Below are 14,386 nucleotides of genomic sequence, written 5' to 3'. Positions count from 1 at the left end.
CACAAGTATCATCGGCCGCAAAATAGCGGCCTTTACACTGTAAACTCAGTGGTTATTTCAGACGGAGCGCGAGCGCTGAAGCTATATTTCGTGCTGTTATTTCAATGTTTGATTTTGCTTCTTTTAACGCGGTGGAAAGGTCAGTCGCACCAAGGACAACACTATAAACCGCATCGATACCGTGTTTGTGCACCACATGACAGTCCTTAGACACGCTTCCGGCAATACCAATAACGGGTAGCTGATACTGTTTAGCAATCCTAGCTACGCCAATTGGTGTTTTACCATAAATGGTTTGGCTGTCGATACGCCCTTCACCTGTGATCACCAGAGTGGCGTCTTTGACTTCTTGTTCAAGCTTTACAAAGTCCGTCACAATATTGATTCCAGCGCGCAACTTTGCATTCAATAGACCAAGCAGCGCCGCACCTAGCCCACCTGCTGCACCAGCTCCCGCTTGGTTGATGACTTCTATACCAGTCGTTTGACGAATCACATCAGCGAAGTGGGCAAGGTTTATGTCAAGTTGCTCCGCCATTTCTGGTGTGGCGCCTTTTTGTGGGCCAAAAACATGGGATGCGCCTTTAGGGCCGCATAACGGATTGTCAACATCACAGGCAACTTCCAGTGTTACATCTGCTAAACGTTTGTCCAAGCCGGATAGATCGATTCTTGCTAGTTCAGATAGAGCATCACCTCCATATCCCAAGTCTGAGCCTGATTTATCATAGAAACGAGCGCCGAGTGCTTGTGCCATGCCCATGCCACCATCATTGGTTGCACTGCCACCAATACCGAGAATGATATGTGTGACACCTGAATCTAACGCTTGCTTAATTAGCTCACCAGTGCCAAATGTGGTGGTAAGCATAGGGTTACGTTTGGCTGGCTCCACGAGGTGAAGGCCAGATGCTGCAGCCATCTCAATTACAGCGGTAGAACCCTCACCTAATAATCCATAGAAACCTTCAACAATTTCGCCCAATGGACCTGTAACCTTAGCGGTTAAAATACTTCCATTCGTTGCATCCACTAGTGATTGCACTGTGCCTTCACCGCCATCAGCCATTGGTAACTTAATGTAATTTGCTTCTGGAATAACCTTTTTAAAGCCCAGTTCAATCGCAGTGGCAACTTCCATTGCGGTTAAACTTTCTTTGTAAGAATCAGGTGCGATGACAATTTTCATTTTCTATCCTCAAACTAAGGTTAACATGCATCTAAGCAGCGCTGGGTTTTAAACAAACCAACCAAACACACCAAATATCATTGTTGAGACAAAAGCGATCATGAGACCGACGACAGACTCGTAGGGAATGAGCTTTAGGCGTTCTTTAATATCCATATGAAGTGCGCCGCCAGTGGCATGGAAAAAACTGCCGTGAGGCATATGATCAAGTACAGTTGCACCTGAATGAATCATAGCCGCCCCAGCCAAAGCGGGTACACCTAGATGTAAAATGGTTTCACTAAATACAGAGGAGGCTACAGCTGTGCCAGCCGTGGTGGATGCGGTTGCTAATGACATCATCGCACCTGAAATTGGAGCAAGGAGAAAAGAAGGTAAACCTGAAGCCGTGAGCACTTCAATCAAACCATCTTTTAGTCCTGAGTGAGCGATAATGCCAGCTAAGGTGCCTGTGCCAAGCAGCATTACCGCGACAGGGGCCATTCGGCTAAGCCCTGAAATGGCGAAATGGTTGCTATCGGCAAAGCGTCCCATGACAAGCGCGCCAAGCAGTCCACCTAGAGGCAAGGCAATGAGTGGATCAATATTAATATTCGCAATAGGGCGTAGTGATAAAAGGACGATAGCAACCAAAGGGGCCACGATAGCAAGTTTAAAACTGGGGATGCGAGAATGGTCGATATCGATCACTTCAGTGGCTTCGACCTTTGAGCCTTTATTGACTAATTTTTTTGCAATCAGGTAGGCCAGCGCCAAGCCAAACAAACCAGGAATAATACCTGCCGCCATTACTGATGTAAGGGGGACGTCAAAGGCATCTGCTGCTGCAATGGCATTGGGATTAGGAGACATGACATTACCTGCTTTACCACCACCGACCATGGCCAATAAGATAGCGGTTTTTGATAGATCGGCGCGGCGAGCGATGGCAAGTGCAATCGGAGAGACGGTAATAACCGCTACATCGACAAACACTCCTACAGCAGTGAGAATCATGGTCGCGACTGCCAAAGCTAGTAGAGCGCGCGTTTCACCAACTTTTTTGACTATGGTTTCTGCAATTGAGGTTGCTGCGCCTGATTCAATCAGTACACCCGCGAGCACACCAGCTGCTAGTATGCGCAGTACTGCCGTAACAATGCCTTGCGCGCCGCCAATCATCAAACCGACAGTTTCTGTGAGAGAGACCCCACCAACAACACCACCGATGAGGGCACCGATGATCATTCCATATGCAGGCGGGACTTTCTTCAGTATAAGGGTAATGGCGACAACCAAAGCGGTCAATGCGCCAAGAGTAGTGACTTCTATCATATTATTTTTATTCTCGCTTATTGATGAAACTGAACGCAGACTAGTCGCTGAATGAGAATAAATCTTTAGGCAAAATGACAATATTTTCTGTTGTTAATGATATTTATTTGTGCAAATATACAATTAATGTGGAGGATTTACATACACTTTAAAGCCAAATAAAGTTGAGTTTTCTCATCTATGTTATTGATTTTAAGTCTAGTTATGTGTTCTATCTTATCTAATCTGTATCTTAATGTGTTACGGTGGATATGGAGTTCTGCACAAGTTTGAGCAAGATCGCAATTCTGTGCAAAAAATACAATCAAAGTTTTTATCAAGATGCCTTTAGCATCTTCTTGTTTTAATAGATGGATAGGTTGGCTGACTTGTGCTTTACGCCATTCATCTTGCATCAAACCATCAATAAGCACCGATAGTTTATGATCTTGATAAAAAAGGATAGCTTGCTTGTTACTACTACAAGATAAGGTAGCCTTCGCTGTTTCATAAGAGCGAGACAGACCAACCAAACCGGGAAAATAGTCTCCGATGGCAATTTGAATTGAAAAGTCGGTCTCTTGACTGATTCGTTTGAGCAGGCGTTTGACTCGCTTATTCTCTTCTGTTTTGCTCCATGATTGGTTCACGACAGTGATGGGTTTAAGTACCACCACTTCATTTTGCGATACTGAAACAATACCGACTATGTTATCTCGTTCAGGGTATTCCAGTAGATGGACCAGCTTTTGTAGCTGCTCTAGTGTTAAAGGTTGCCCTTGTTTTGGTATCACCTTGATAGCTGCAGCTACCCTTGGTTGAGACAGATCTAGGTCCAATCGTTCCGCTATCGATAGCAATTGCGTTTCATTTAATGTCGAGCCTTGAATAAGCTGCAATAGGAGTTCTTCTCGATGACGCTTATTCCACTGAATCTGAGCCATTAAATCTGCTTGCTCGACAATCAACTCTGCGGTCATTTTGACCATTTCTCCAAAGCGGCGCACCTCGTCAGGGTTGCCCGAAATGCCGACCACACCAATGACCTTGTCTTGATGTAAAATGGGCAAATTAATGCCTTGTTTTACCCCCATTAAAGTCTTTGCAGTCTCATCACTGATTTCGACAACACGATTATCATGGATTGCCAATAGAGCACCGTCATGGAGTTTGTTTAATCGGCTTGGATCGCTCGAGCCAATGATGTGTCCATGTTCATCCATGACGTTAACGGGGTACTGAATGATTTTGGTCGCACGCTCAACAATTTGTTTTGCGATTAAAGAATTTAACTGCATGTTCGAAGGATCTTTCGCTCAGGCTTATCAACAGGGCTAACATAGCATAACGACCATTAGGATTAATACGACCAAAGCTTATATTGTTAGGGATATAATTCCATAATATCGAGATCTAGACCCACGGAAGAACGCCAACCAAATGATGCGTCTCTAGCTACTTTGATCGGCTCAACATAATGCCATAAGCTGGTATGAAGGTCGGGCTGGAATATCCCATACCCTGCATCTAGCGTTGTGCGTAGTATTTCATTTGATTTATCTTCGCCAAAAATAACGCTAGCTCCACCTTCTATGTTACAGCGATCTAGGACATAAGCCGACACTAGGTAATCACTGCCATCTTGGTGTATACCTTCTGGAGAATTTGTTCCATCGCTGTTCTTGTCACAGACAATACAGGTGTGATGAACCGTGATGTTTAACATCTTTATTTTAGGGTTACTGTGCACCGCTCTTTTGATGTTGGACTCGATAAAGCGCACAAGGTCATCGTTAAAATACTGCTGAGGTAATTCTGTAAATACTCGTGGTAAGCTTCTGAAATCGATTTTTTCGCTATGTTCAATCTCTGCCAATGCTTGCCCAAATGGTTTGGTTTTAACCCTCTGTAAGCCAGTTATATTGCCGTCAACTATGGTTGCGATGGCACTGCTGATAAATCTTTTTCTGGAGGGTTTTATCATTTCTATGGAGTGTTTAACCTCCTCTAAGTCAACGCTAGAGCTTAACTTTTTAACAAGCTCATCGACGGACAAAATACCAAGGTAAAACTCGTGTTTGTCACCAACAGTGAGCATTGACGAGCCAAATAAATCTTCTTGGTTGGTTATCCACTCTAATTGGCATTGTCTGTGTAAGTATTTGTCCCAAGGAGCTTCTTGGAACACTTTTAAATAACTTTCTTTGAGTAAGCCTGAACACGATTTTTCTGAGAAGACCTCGATTGGACCGTTTGAAATAGTCAAAATGATTAATCCCTTTATCAAGTTTAAGTCTGTGGATGACAAATTTTTGCCATTGTATTCACCTAAAGGCTTAAGACTACTTTTCTTGTTATTTTTACTTGTTTAGGAGATGAAAGTGTGAATTTTTCTAGCAAAATTATGTGCATAGAGTGTAATTGAGCAATCACTTCCTATTTAGCCTAAGGGGAATTGTTATAGGGGATAAATCATCTAGAGTTCTTCTAATTTAGACCGTACTTCTCTTTCAATTTTTCAACAAATGAAGAATTTCTTTCCAAGAACTCATCAAACTCTTTGATGATATCTGTATGTTTCACCGTTGATAGAAAGTAATCACCATTGATGTGTGGGAGAGAGGAATCAAAGGCAATGATTTCATCATCGATCCCAAGTGATCTCATGGTATAGCTTGCTATGGCAACATTAAAATATACACCTTCAACATCGCCTCTATTGAGGAAAATACTGATGAGAGTTTTAATGTTATTGAACTCTTTGACCTTGATTGCTCCTTGGTTCACCTCATTAATGACCGCATAAGGAGTAAAGCCTCTTACTATGCCTAAAGTTTTGAGTTTGGTTTGACCAAGTTTGTCGGCGGAAACCATGATGCCATCGGTATAGCTCAATGCTGATTGACTGTATGTTATATCGGTGCCTTGTTTAAAATCGCTTGCCCAGTTAGGGTTGTCAGGAAATTTTAAATCTATTTCATCTTCAACAAGTTCATGAAAAAGACGAACAATGGGTAGTGGCCGATATGTTATGTTGTGATTGTATTCTTTTGCAAAATGGTCAAGCAGCTCTCTTGCATAGCCAGCATACTCACCAGACTTAATCGAAGAGATAGGATGATAATCAATATTTTCCACACCGATTATTAGATTCTTTCCATATGATACTTGACTGAATATCAAAATGAATACGCTGAGTATTAGTGCCTTCATTGCAAAGCCTGTTTTGTTGTCTGCGACAAAATTATTTTCTAGGTAATAGTTTAGGCAATAATTTGCGGTGTTATGTCGTTAAGGGCAAGTATATGAGTTTTATCAAAGATTTTTTAGCATCTCTATGAGGTTTTAGAAGTATGCAGAATAACTTTGTTTGATGTATAAATATACAGAACAGTAGGTTAGGGCTAGAGTTGCTATTCTAGAGGGTGTTAGTCAATTCGATACCACTAAATCAAGTTGTTGCATTTCTATACGGTCTAGCTTGCCTTATATATGCGAGCCAGTTGACTCGCATATTCGCTATCGTTTGTGAGCTATATGGTTAAGCTGGTAGTGTTGTTTCTTTATTCTTATCCTTTTCTAGAGAGTTCTCGGCCTTCGAGTCTTTATCGGAATACCTTTTGACTCCTCCCTTCCATGTTTCTAAAACACAGATATTTCGCATACCGGTAACACGAGACGCTTTCTCATCGAGTGGGTTTTTGGCGAGTAATACCAAGTCAGCACATTTCCCAACCTCGAGTGAGCCGACCCATTGTTCAGCATGACAATGCCAAGCAGCATCGATAGTTACAGATTTCAAAGCTTCAAGTCGTGAAATTCTTTCACTCACATTTAATATTTCTCTATTTGGATCAGCTTCCATTACGCGACCAATAGCCTGTTCCATCATACGTAATGGTCCAATTGGTGAGACACTATAATCGCTGTGAAGACTAATACGCATACCGTGCTTATGAATAGCTGAATGACAGCGATCCAAGTGTTCTGCTCTCGTTTGACCAAGGATCGTATTTTGGAATACTTCTCCCCAATAGCCAACATGTCCTATAAGAAAACTCGGCGATAAATTAAGGTTTTGCATGTCGGAGAGGTTTTTATCGCTTAATAGAGACGCATGTTCGATTCGATTTCTAGTGTTTTCATATTTTGATGCATGTTCTTTAGCGTATTCAAAAGCGGCAATGGTTCGTTCAATGGCATGAGTGCCATTAGCATGAATCATAAGTGACCAGTCGTTAACTATAGCTTCGGTTACTAGCCTGCTAAACTCCAGTGGATAGCCGTAGTTAAAAATACCAGTGTTGGTTTGTTCATTTAACTTTTTCTCTTTCAGTTGAGCGAATTCAACATAATTTTCATCGCACTGGTAAGGTGTAAATTGATAGCCAGTTAAACCTTGATTTGAGCCGTCGGATACGACCTTGATAAATGGCAGGTTAAAATTTTCGTTTCCACTTCCGGTAGCGCAATAGTACGGTTCAATCTTGTCTCTAAAATCTTTAAGTGATTCGGCAAGCAATGCGCCAGATATCCTCACAGGGCAATGCTCAGTTGCAATTGATTTTAAGTATTCTGGTTGGTTCGTTAACGAAGGGTGGCCTGCAGTCTCTGAACCGGTTGTATCTGAGCTAGGGACTGCGGGTAATACAGCCGCATCCAGCATATAAGTTACACCTCTGCTACTTGCCGTCTTGAAAAAATGTTCAATACTCTTGTGGAAATTACTTGCAAAGTACTTTTTCTGAGTAGGAGGCATCTTCTCCATTATAGCTACAATAACAGGTAGAATTTGGTCGCTTTCTTTAAGTATACCGTCAGCGCTAATATTAAATCCTAGTACTTTCTTATCGAGTTTATTGATAGCGGTTTGGTTGAGATAGGCAAGGTGCATGGAAGCATTCATGATAAAGATAGGGTAATCGTTACCACACTTCGCTTTTTCTAATATTTTGGCATTAAAGGCTTTGTTTTCATCAGTAAATAAAGAAGGATCTAAGTCTTTGCCCATTACCCACCAATTTTCAGTTTTTTGGTTTTTGTCAAGGAAGGGGAAGCCTTTTGGTTCGAGTGAATCTACAACAACTTTCTGCGTGTATTTTTGTTTGAGAACTTGGCCGTTAAATGGACCAAGATCAATCATTAAGTTGAATATTGCTGACGGAATTATGTGCAAATGTGGTTCAATAAGGCCTGGCATTAAAATATTTCCATCACGGACCCATTGCTCTTCGATGCTGGTTGAGGAAAAGAGCGTCCCCATTACCTTCTTAACCTCTTCATAGCTGCCTACAGCTTTAATTTTTGCTCCACTATCTTCATTCTCACACCCTATACCAATAGCTTCGACATAGTCTTCAATGCCATCTTTTAACGTAAGAATGCTTCCATCACGTATTTGAAGGTTTGGGTCCACTCTGAAAATTCTTGGTTTTGCTTTCAAGGGGTGGCTGTTCAAGAAGTGTTCTGAAGGAGTATCGTTGTCGGATGGTATTAGGTATTGCCATATAGGGTTGCAGCATGAGCAATTCAGGCCTTTTTCATGATGATGCATGGTACAATTGTGCGTTTGGCTAACTTGAGATTTTGGTGTCGACATAAATCCGATTCCTAATCGATAGGTTAAAGTATTTGGGCCAGTAATACAGTCGTTAATAGTAAAATTATTTTTACCAGCTTAGCAGTGAGTGCATTGATGCACCTGTATTAATCTAGGTTGCTTATTTCAGGCACGTGTCCTGAACCATCATTTATGTGATAGGTCTCCAATAATCTTATGGATGATTGATAAGGCCTGGTATGAAACCCATTTTATTCACGCTTTTTATTGCTTTGTTTGCTACCTCTGTAAATGGCAAGCTTATCATTAACACTGAAGAGTACGCGCCTCTTAGCTACACAGAAAATGGAATTTTGAAGGGAATTGCTACTGAGCAGGTTGAAGCAATATTCAGTCTTGCAGACATAGATTATGAAATGCGAGTCTTTCCATGGGCTAGGTCGTACAACAAAGCGTTAACTGAAGCCAATACCTGTGTATTCACTACATCACACACGCCTGAAAGGAGCCACCTTTTTAAGTGGGTTGAACCCCTGTCTTTAAATATGTCGATCCTAGTAAAATCGAAACAAAGCAGCGTGAGCGTTCGCACTATTGATGAGGCAATGAAATATCGAATTGGGATCCAAAATGAGGATGTGGCAGGTGCCTACCTGAAAGATAAAGGTTTTATTAGTCTAGATAGTGCGGCCAATGTAGACCAATCGATTCTTAAGTTACTTGCAGGAAGAGTTGATATGGTGGCTTTAGCTGAGTCCCGTTATCTGGCAATGGTTGATCAAGGTCAACCGATAGAGAAAGTGATTGATATTTTTGCACTTAAGATGGGTCTTGCCTGTAATCGACAAGTGGAGGACGCAACAATAGAGAAACTCCAAAAGGCTTTGGACAAACTTATCCAAGAAGGTATGCAGGACAAAATAAACACCAAATACAAAAATTCCTGACATCTATTGGCCTCTAATGTTTTAATCTGCATTTAAAGCCACAATCAAGGAAATGATAGATGTCAGGTATTACGGATCTAGACCAACTACTTTTATCAATGCAACCTAAGCTGAGCGATGGTGAATTTGTTTTTTGCACTGTAAAAGATGACCTTCAAAATTATACTAAGGTCAAGCCCCTCGCTAGTTTTATCGAAGCAGAAGGCTTAACACTTGTGCTTGAAAAAGACATGGCCGAAAAGTCGGGTATAGACTTTGAAGGTATTTATCGCCAAATAACATTAACCGTGCATTCGAGCTTAGAAGCGGTTGGCCTGACCGCAGCAGTGTCGACCAAGTTAGCATCAAAAGGCATCAGCGCAAATGTTATCGCTGCCTATTATCACGACCACATTTTTGTTCCAGCAAGTAAAGCAAATGCTGCCCTTGCGGCATTGATGGAGCTTAGTCAGAACTAGATATAAAACTGAGCCATACACTTAATGTTATAAATGATTAATTTATTATATTATCAACATATTAGGCATTGATTGTTTTATATTAAAACGCTTTACAATATTGTCATTTGAATATAATTTTCATCAGTGGATATGTTACATATTCTGTTCAGAGTGTAGCTGTATCATTTTTAATGGAAATTAAATTTTAATATGAAGTTTCAGTTTTATTATAATCAAGAGTTTGGTAGAGAAAACTTTACTTACCTAAACATGGAAGATGAAACATTTCTTGCCGAGAAGGATCAATTAATAAAGGCTGGATTTGAAGTTGATGGTGATGTGATACTTGCGCAATCGAGTGAAGAAGCCGTCGAAAAATACAAATCTAATTTTATTCATGTCATACAAGAGTACTCAAACTCACATCCTGAAAGTGCTATAGCTAACTTTTTCATCGAAGTGTATAAATCCATTTTTAAAAAAAAGAAGAAGTCCAATTAACCCATTAATACTTGGTTAAATATTAGGCCCAATAAGTATTTAAGGCTTGGGCCTATACTAACCTTGTTTAGGCTTTGAGCTTTACCGCAGTTCCAAACACCATAAGTTCTGATGCTCCGTCAGTAATCGCACTGGTTGTAAATCGAATCCCGACCACAGCATCTGCATTTAACTTAGCCGCGTCTTGAACGAGACGCTCAATAGCGATTTCACGCGCTTCAGTTAACATTTCGGTGTAGCCTTTCAGCTCACCACCGACAATGCCTTTAAGTCCGGCCATAATGTCTCGTCCAACGTGTTTGGATTGGACAATATTGCCATTCACAATGCCTAGCACGGTTTCAATCTCTCTGCCCGGAATCGTTTCTGTGGTTGTGTAGATCATTGACTAGCCTTTAATAATGTAGTGTTGTAATTCGCAGAGTGACGATTTTGAACAGCATTCAAACTATTCATTTATCATTCTTACACCAACTGCTTTTTGGCAAGAGTTATCAGCATAATTATATATGGATACTTTAGCCCCAGAAGTAAGGGCTGCCAATAGCATTGAGTAAGTACGATTATGTATGTCGGATGTGGCTGCCTCAGAGTGTGGGAAATAGATAAGATTGTCCCCCATTAATGATACACAAGCTCCACTGCCACCTCTCACTATGGCTGTGAATGTATCGGTATTTCCAGAAGTGCTTTCGACAGCGATAACTTTTGTTTGTTCAGCAATCCAACCTGCATACGCAGATGTCGATAACATAAAAATTAGTAGTGATAAATATTTGATCATTTATATAAGCCTAATCGAGTAAATGGTCTGAATATGCGAATAAATATAAAATTTTTATATTTTGAATTAAATATATAACCATTTTCCCTAATTCAGTACTAAAAAGGTGATAAGTGGCTATTTATTCGCTACGATCACCAACATCTTTGTCGCTCCTTTTGGGAATTGATAATTGACTTTCTCAAGCCAGACATTTACGCCGCAAGTGATGCCCTAATTTTTTCCTCGTAGAGGTCGAGCATTTCGTAGCGCTTGCGATACATTTTTCGCTTTGTCCGGTTTAGATCGTCTAAATCTCGGCGAATACTCTCTATCGGTAGTTTAAATTGATAGGGGCTTTGTTTGATGCCACTCATTTCGCTACAGAATGCGTCATAGTCAAACATCATTTTTTTGCGTTGTCTTCTACTTCTGTAATCAGACGCATTATAGACATGACCTTTGTTGGTGACACAATAGGCGTTCGATAAACCAAAGTGGCGAGCAAACATTATGGTCAGTTCAACAATAAGCGCTTTGGTTTGTCAGAGGCTTACGACAAAGTTATACATAAGCGATAAGTTTGCTTTGTATCACTAATATGCCCGCGAATGCATTTTGATAATCTATTTGAATGTTATGAACTATAAAACTTGTTTCAAATTATAATGTTATGATATAACATTTCATTCGATAGTAATTTTTGAATAGTATTAAAAATGAAAAAGGCAATATATAAGTGCATTCTGCTTGTTACTCTCTTGTTAGGCCTAAACCTACCAGCTATGGCCAAAATCGAGGTTGAAGATGTGCTGGGTCGGCATATCACTTTGGAAGCGCCTGCTGAGCGCATATTCTTAGGTTTTTATTTCGAAGACTATCTGGCTATTGCAGGTCCAGATGCATACAAGAAAGTGGCTATTTTCCCTCGTCATTCTTGGAAAGACTATCGTCAGTCACAGTGGCAAACGTATCGTGACATCATTCCTGAAATTGAAACCATTACTGATTCTGGATCCATTTACACCGGAACCTTCGATTTCGAGTCGCTCCTCACTACTAAACCAGATGTCGCCTTGCTGGCAGCATGGCAATACGATGCCTTGGGTGACAAGGTCGCTTTGCTTGAAAAAAGCGGTATTAAAGTCGTTGTCGTTGATTTTAATGCACAAACTTTAGAGCGACATTTAAAAAGTGCGAGAGTGATAGGCAAAGTCATGGGAACTGAAGGGCGGGCAGAAGCCATTGCTCAAGACTATGAACAAACCGTTAATGATGTGCAAAGACGAGTGGCTAAGTATCTGAGTCAACATCCACAAAGACGAGTTTATGTGGAAATTGGTACAGGTGGAGCTGCGGAGTATGGTAAGTCTTATGCGAATGCGATGTGGGGAAACTTGCTTAACATCGCAGGGGCCAACAACATTGCCAATGGTAAAATTGATGGTTCTGCACACCTGACCCCCGAATATGTGCTCAGCCAAGACCCTGAAGTTATCTTCATTTCCGGTGCGCATTGGGCTAAACATAATGGCAGTGCTTTGCTAGGTTTTGGTACCAAAGCAGAAGATGCGCAAGCTACCTATCATCCGTATCTTGAGAGAGCTGGCTGGGAGCACATCACCGCCGTCAAGCAAGGTCATGTATATGGTATGTATCACTCTGGTACTCGGACTATCTATGACCATATATTTCTTGAGTTTCTCGCTAAATCTATCTATCCAGAGGCGTTTAAGGACGTGGATCCTATGGCACATCACCGAGCTTTTTTTGAGCAATACATGCCGCAAAAACTCTCTGGAACATTCATGATCAAGGTGGATAGTTAAGTCATGCTAGGAAATGTGCAATCCAGTGCTCATTCTCATGAGATGAATTTAAATAAGGGCGGGGTTTACAGAAAAATCCAGCAAAGGCGATACCGCGCTTTGTTGATTACTTTTATCGCGCTTTGTATTTCTATTTTTTTGGATATTTGTACGGGAGCGTCTTGGATAAGTTTAGACAGTGTGGCTGATGCTTTACTTGGCGGCCCACAAGGGAATACGCTGTCGACCACTATAGTGTGGCATTTGCGCCTTCCCGTCACGCTTACCTGTTTGGTGGTAGGTGCTTCGCTGGGGCTGGCGGGAGGTTTAATGCAAACCTTGCTCGCCAATCCGCTGGCAAGCCCCTACACCTTGGGGATTTCTGCTGCTGCTGGCTTTGGTGCCGCGACGGCCTTGCTCACTGGGTTTTCTCTCTTTGGTCTTGCTTGGCTTGGGGTGCCTATCACTGCTTTTATTGCTTCAGCAATCGCAAGCTTAGTGATTTATTTTATCGGCCGCTCCCAGAATATGGACGCTAAAATCCTCATTCTAGCTGGGATTGTGGTGCTGTTTTTCTTTCAGGCTTTGCAGTCTTTAGTCCAATATCTAGCATCACCAGAAGTTCTTCAACAAATCGTGTTCTGGCTATTTGGGAGTTTGTTGAAAGCCTCTTGGTTATCGTTTGCAGTGGCTGGTGTGATCCTCATTATTGGTCTGCTGTTTTCTCTTCCCAGAGTATGGGCGTTGACGGCCTTATCTTCAGGAGAGGAACGTGCACAGGCGCTTGGTGTTAATACCCGAAAGCTCAGATTGGAAATGTTTTTACTCTGCTCGCTACTGACTGCCGGCGCTGTGTCTTTTGTTGGTACGATTGGTTTTGTTGGTTTGGTTGCTCCACATCTTGCGCGCCTTTTAGTCGGTGAAGACCAGCGCCTTTACTTGCCTTTGTCGACATTAATGGGTGCCTTATTGCTTTGTGTATCTTCCTTGGTCGGTAAAGTGCTCATTCCTGGCACAATTATTCCAATAGGTATTATCACCTCTTTAGTTGGAGTGCCGTTTCTTCTTTATTTGTTACTTAAACGTCGGGGTGGGCTATGAAGCGTCTGTCGCTCAAAGATGTTGCGGTTAAAATAGGTGGAAAATCAATACTGACACCGATAAACGCGACATTCAAATCAGGTGAGTTCTCTGCCATTCTTGGCCCTAATGGCGCAGGGAAAACCACTTTATTAAAGACAATGATGGGATTAATTCCCAGCCAAGGGAGTTTGGGTGCATTTCTAGACGATGGTCAAAGCATTCCACGCAATCGATATGCTTACTTGTGCCAACTCAATAAATCTTCCAGCCAGCTTACTGTGATTGAAGTGGTGTTGCTGGGCTTGGTTCATTCGCTAAATTGGCGCATTACTCCAGAGCAGGAACACACCGCCGAATCTATTTTGAGAGATCTTGGTTTGCTTCATCTTGCCGCTCGTACCTTTTCTCATTTAAGTGGTGGTCAGCAGCAATTGGTCTCAATGGCTCAGGCATTAGTTGGTCGTCCATCCGTTTTACTGTTAGACGAGCCGACCAGTGCGTTAGACCTAAAACACCAGGTACAAGTGCTGGCGCTAGCAAAAGATTACACGCATGAACATCAATGCATCACCATAGCGGTATTACATGATCTTTCTATGGCTGCACGCTATTGCGATCATTTGCTGTTGCTTGATCAAGGTAAAGTTCAAAAAGCAGGATCACCAAGCGATGTACTTGATCAGCAGCTGCTTAGCCACGTGTATCAAGTTGATGTGGATGTTGGTCAGTGTAATAAAGGGCATCTCCACATAACGCCGCATTGTCTCTAGCTCAACAATATAAGAAGAAAATACACAAGGAC

At 41.7% G+C, this 14,386-nt stretch carries 15 protein-coding genes; 6 read left to right on the top strand and 9 right to left on the bottom strand.

Going from position 1 to position 14,386, the window contains the following annotated elements:
- Window positions 1-52: 52 nt before the first annotated feature.
- The 6 genes from FIV01_RS17760 to FIV01_RS17735 form a co-directional block, all read right to left on the bottom strand.
- The gene (locus FIV01_RS17760) at window positions 53-1,189 is read right to left on the bottom strand and encodes a glycerate kinase (RefSeq protein ID WP_152432308.1); all 1,137 of its coding nucleotides are present in this window, start codon (window positions 1,187-1,189) and stop codon (window positions 53-55) included.
- A gap of 48 nt (window positions 1,190-1,237) precedes the next feature.
- Complete coding sequence (locus FIV01_RS17755) at window positions 1,238-2,503, bottom strand: GntP family permease (protein WP_152432307.1); 1,266 nt, start codon at window positions 2,501-2,503, stop codon at window positions 1,238-1,240.
- A gap of 137 nt (window positions 2,504-2,640) precedes the next feature.
- Window positions 2,641-3,780: a sugar diacid recognition domain-containing protein gene (locus FIV01_RS17750; protein WP_152432306.1), complete on the bottom strand. Its 1,140-nt coding sequence runs from the start codon at window positions 3,778-3,780 to the stop codon at window positions 2,641-2,643.
- 86 nt (window positions 3,781-3,866) lie between these two features.
- Window positions 3,867-4,748 (bottom strand): 2OG-Fe dioxygenase family protein, encoded by an 882-nt coding sequence (locus FIV01_RS17745; RefSeq protein ID WP_152432305.1) that lies wholly within the window; start codon window positions 4,746-4,748, stop codon window positions 3,867-3,869.
- A gap of 221 nt (window positions 4,749-4,969) precedes the next feature.
- Window positions 4,970-5,695 carry a substrate-binding periplasmic protein gene (locus tag FIV01_RS17740; RefSeq protein ID WP_152432304.1) on the bottom strand — a complete coding sequence of 242 codons (726 nt, stop codon included), beginning with the start codon at window positions 5,693-5,695 and terminating at the stop codon, window positions 4,970-4,972.
- Window positions 5,696-6,023: 328 nt separating this feature from the next.
- Window positions 6,024-8,081, bottom strand: coding sequence for an amidohydrolase (locus FIV01_RS17735; protein ID WP_246210471.1), 2,058 nt, complete (start codon window positions 8,079-8,081; stop codon window positions 6,024-6,026).
- A gap of 200 nt (window positions 8,082-8,281) precedes the next feature.
- On the opposite strand from FIV01_RS17735, the gene FIV01_RS17730 reads away from it, so the two are divergent.
- From FIV01_RS17730 to FIV01_RS17720, 3 genes are all read left to right on the top strand, one after another.
- Window positions 8,282-8,989: a substrate-binding periplasmic protein gene (locus FIV01_RS17730; protein WP_152432303.1), complete on the top strand. Its 708-nt coding sequence runs from the start codon at window positions 8,282-8,284 to the stop codon at window positions 8,987-8,989.
- 59 nt (window positions 8,990-9,048) lie between these two features.
- Complete coding sequence (locus tag FIV01_RS17725) at window positions 9,049-9,447, top strand: ACT domain-containing protein (RefSeq protein WP_152432302.1); 399 nt, start codon at window positions 9,049-9,051, stop codon at window positions 9,445-9,447.
- 192 nt (window positions 9,448-9,639) lie between these two features.
- A complete protein-coding gene (locus tag FIV01_RS17720) occupies window positions 9,640-9,930 on the top strand; it encodes a hypothetical protein (RefSeq protein ID WP_152432301.1) in 291 nt (96 codons plus the stop codon).
- A gap of 67 nt (window positions 9,931-9,997) precedes the next feature.
- Here FIV01_RS17720 and FIV01_RS17715 read toward each other — a convergent pair whose 3' ends face one another.
- The 3 genes from FIV01_RS17715 to FIV01_RS17705 form a co-directional block, all read right to left on the bottom strand.
- Window positions 9,998-10,315, bottom strand: coding sequence for a heavy metal-binding domain-containing protein (locus FIV01_RS17715; protein WP_152432300.1), 318 nt, complete (start codon window positions 10,313-10,315; stop codon window positions 9,998-10,000).
- A 63-nt stretch (window positions 10,316-10,378) separates the two neighbouring features.
- The gene (locus FIV01_RS17710; protein ID WP_152432299.1) at window positions 10,379-10,714 is read right to left on the bottom strand and encodes a DUF5992 family protein; all 336 of its coding nucleotides are present in this window, start codon (window positions 10,712-10,714) and stop codon (window positions 10,379-10,381) included.
- Between the two features lie 194 nt (window positions 10,715-10,908).
- The gene (locus FIV01_RS17705) at window positions 10,909-11,223 is read right to left on the bottom strand and encodes a DUF535 family protein (RefSeq protein ID WP_281361456.1); all 315 of its coding nucleotides are present in this window, start codon (window positions 11,221-11,223) and stop codon (window positions 10,909-10,911) included.
- 255 nt (window positions 11,224-11,478) lie between these two features.
- On the opposite strand from FIV01_RS17705, the gene FIV01_RS17700 reads away from it, so the two are divergent.
- The 3 genes from FIV01_RS17700 to FIV01_RS17690 are packed head-to-tail and all read left to right on the top strand — an operon-like array spanning window position 11,479 to window position 14,354.
- Window positions 11,479-12,522 (top strand): ABC transporter substrate-binding protein, encoded by a 1,044-nt coding sequence (locus tag FIV01_RS17700; RefSeq protein WP_343040094.1) that lies wholly within the window; start codon window positions 11,479-11,481, stop codon window positions 12,520-12,522.
- Between the two features lie 42 nt (window positions 12,523-12,564).
- Window positions 12,565-13,602 (top strand): FecCD family ABC transporter permease, encoded by a 1,038-nt coding sequence (locus tag FIV01_RS17695; RefSeq protein ID WP_152432772.1) that lies wholly within the window; start codon window positions 12,565-12,567, stop codon window positions 13,600-13,602.
- Complete coding sequence (locus tag FIV01_RS17690) at window positions 13,599-14,354, top strand: ABC transporter ATP-binding protein (protein ID WP_152432296.1); 756 nt, start codon at window positions 13,599-13,601, stop codon at window positions 14,352-14,354. Before FIV01_RS17695 ends, FIV01_RS17690 begins: the two co-directional genes overlap by 4 nt.
- Window positions 14,355-14,386: the final 32 nt, after the last annotated feature.

Origin of the sequence: Vibrio aquimaris, from assembly GCF_009363415.1 — a bacterium.
Classification (GTDB): Bacteria; Pseudomonadota; Gammaproteobacteria; order Enterobacterales; family Vibrionaceae; genus Vibrio; species Vibrio aquimaris.
Note: the sequence above shows the minus strand (reverse complement) of the source record. Positions and strands in the feature narration are given on the sequence as shown.

Bases quoted from the DNA above. Each gene is read 5' to 3' on its own strand.
- FIV01_RS17760 (WP_152432308.1), bottom strand. From the start codon at position 1,189: ATGAAAATTGTCATCGCACCTGATTCTTACAAAGAAAGTTTAACCGCA.
- FIV01_RS17725 (WP_152432302.1), top strand. From the start codon at position 9,049: ATGTCAGGTATTACGGATCTAGACCAACTACTTTTATCAATGCAACCT.
- FIV01_RS17740 (WP_152432304.1), bottom strand. From the start codon at position 5,695: ATGAAGGCACTAATACTCAGCGTATTCATTTTGATATTCAGTCAAGTA.
- FIV01_RS17690 (WP_152432296.1), top strand. From the start codon at position 13,599: ATGAAGCGTCTGTCGCTCAAAGATGTTGCGGTTAAAATAGGTGGAAAA.
- FIV01_RS17750 (WP_152432306.1), bottom strand. From the start codon at position 3,780: ATGCAGTTAAATTCTTTAATCGCAAAACAAATTGTTGAGCGTGCGACC.
- FIV01_RS17720 (WP_152432301.1), top strand. From the start codon at position 9,640: ATGAAGTTTCAGTTTTATTATAATCAAGAGTTTGGTAGAGAAAACTTT.
- FIV01_RS17700 (WP_343040094.1), top strand. From the start codon at position 11,479: ATGGCCAAAATCGAGGTTGAAGATGTGCTGGGTCGGCATATCACTTTG.
- FIV01_RS17710 (WP_152432299.1), bottom strand. From the start codon at position 10,714: ATGATCAAATATTTATCACTACTAATTTTTATGTTATCGACATCTGCG.
- FIV01_RS17755 (WP_152432307.1), bottom strand. From the start codon at position 2,503: ATGATAGAAGTCACTACTCTTGGCGCATTGACCGCTTTGGTTGTCGCC.
- FIV01_RS17730 (WP_152432303.1), top strand. From the start codon at position 8,282: ATGAAACCCATTTTATTCACGCTTTTTATTGCTTTGTTTGCTACCTCT.
- FIV01_RS17715 (WP_152432300.1), bottom strand. From the start codon at position 10,315: ATGATCTACACAACCACAGAAACGATTCCGGGCAGAGAGATTGAAACC.
- FIV01_RS17735 (WP_246210471.1), bottom strand. From the start codon at position 8,081: ATGTCGACACCAAAATCTCAAGTTAGCCAAACGCACAATTGTACCATG.
- FIV01_RS17695 (WP_152432772.1), top strand. From the start codon at position 12,565: ATGAATTTAAATAAGGGCGGGGTTTACAGAAAAATCCAGCAAAGGCGA.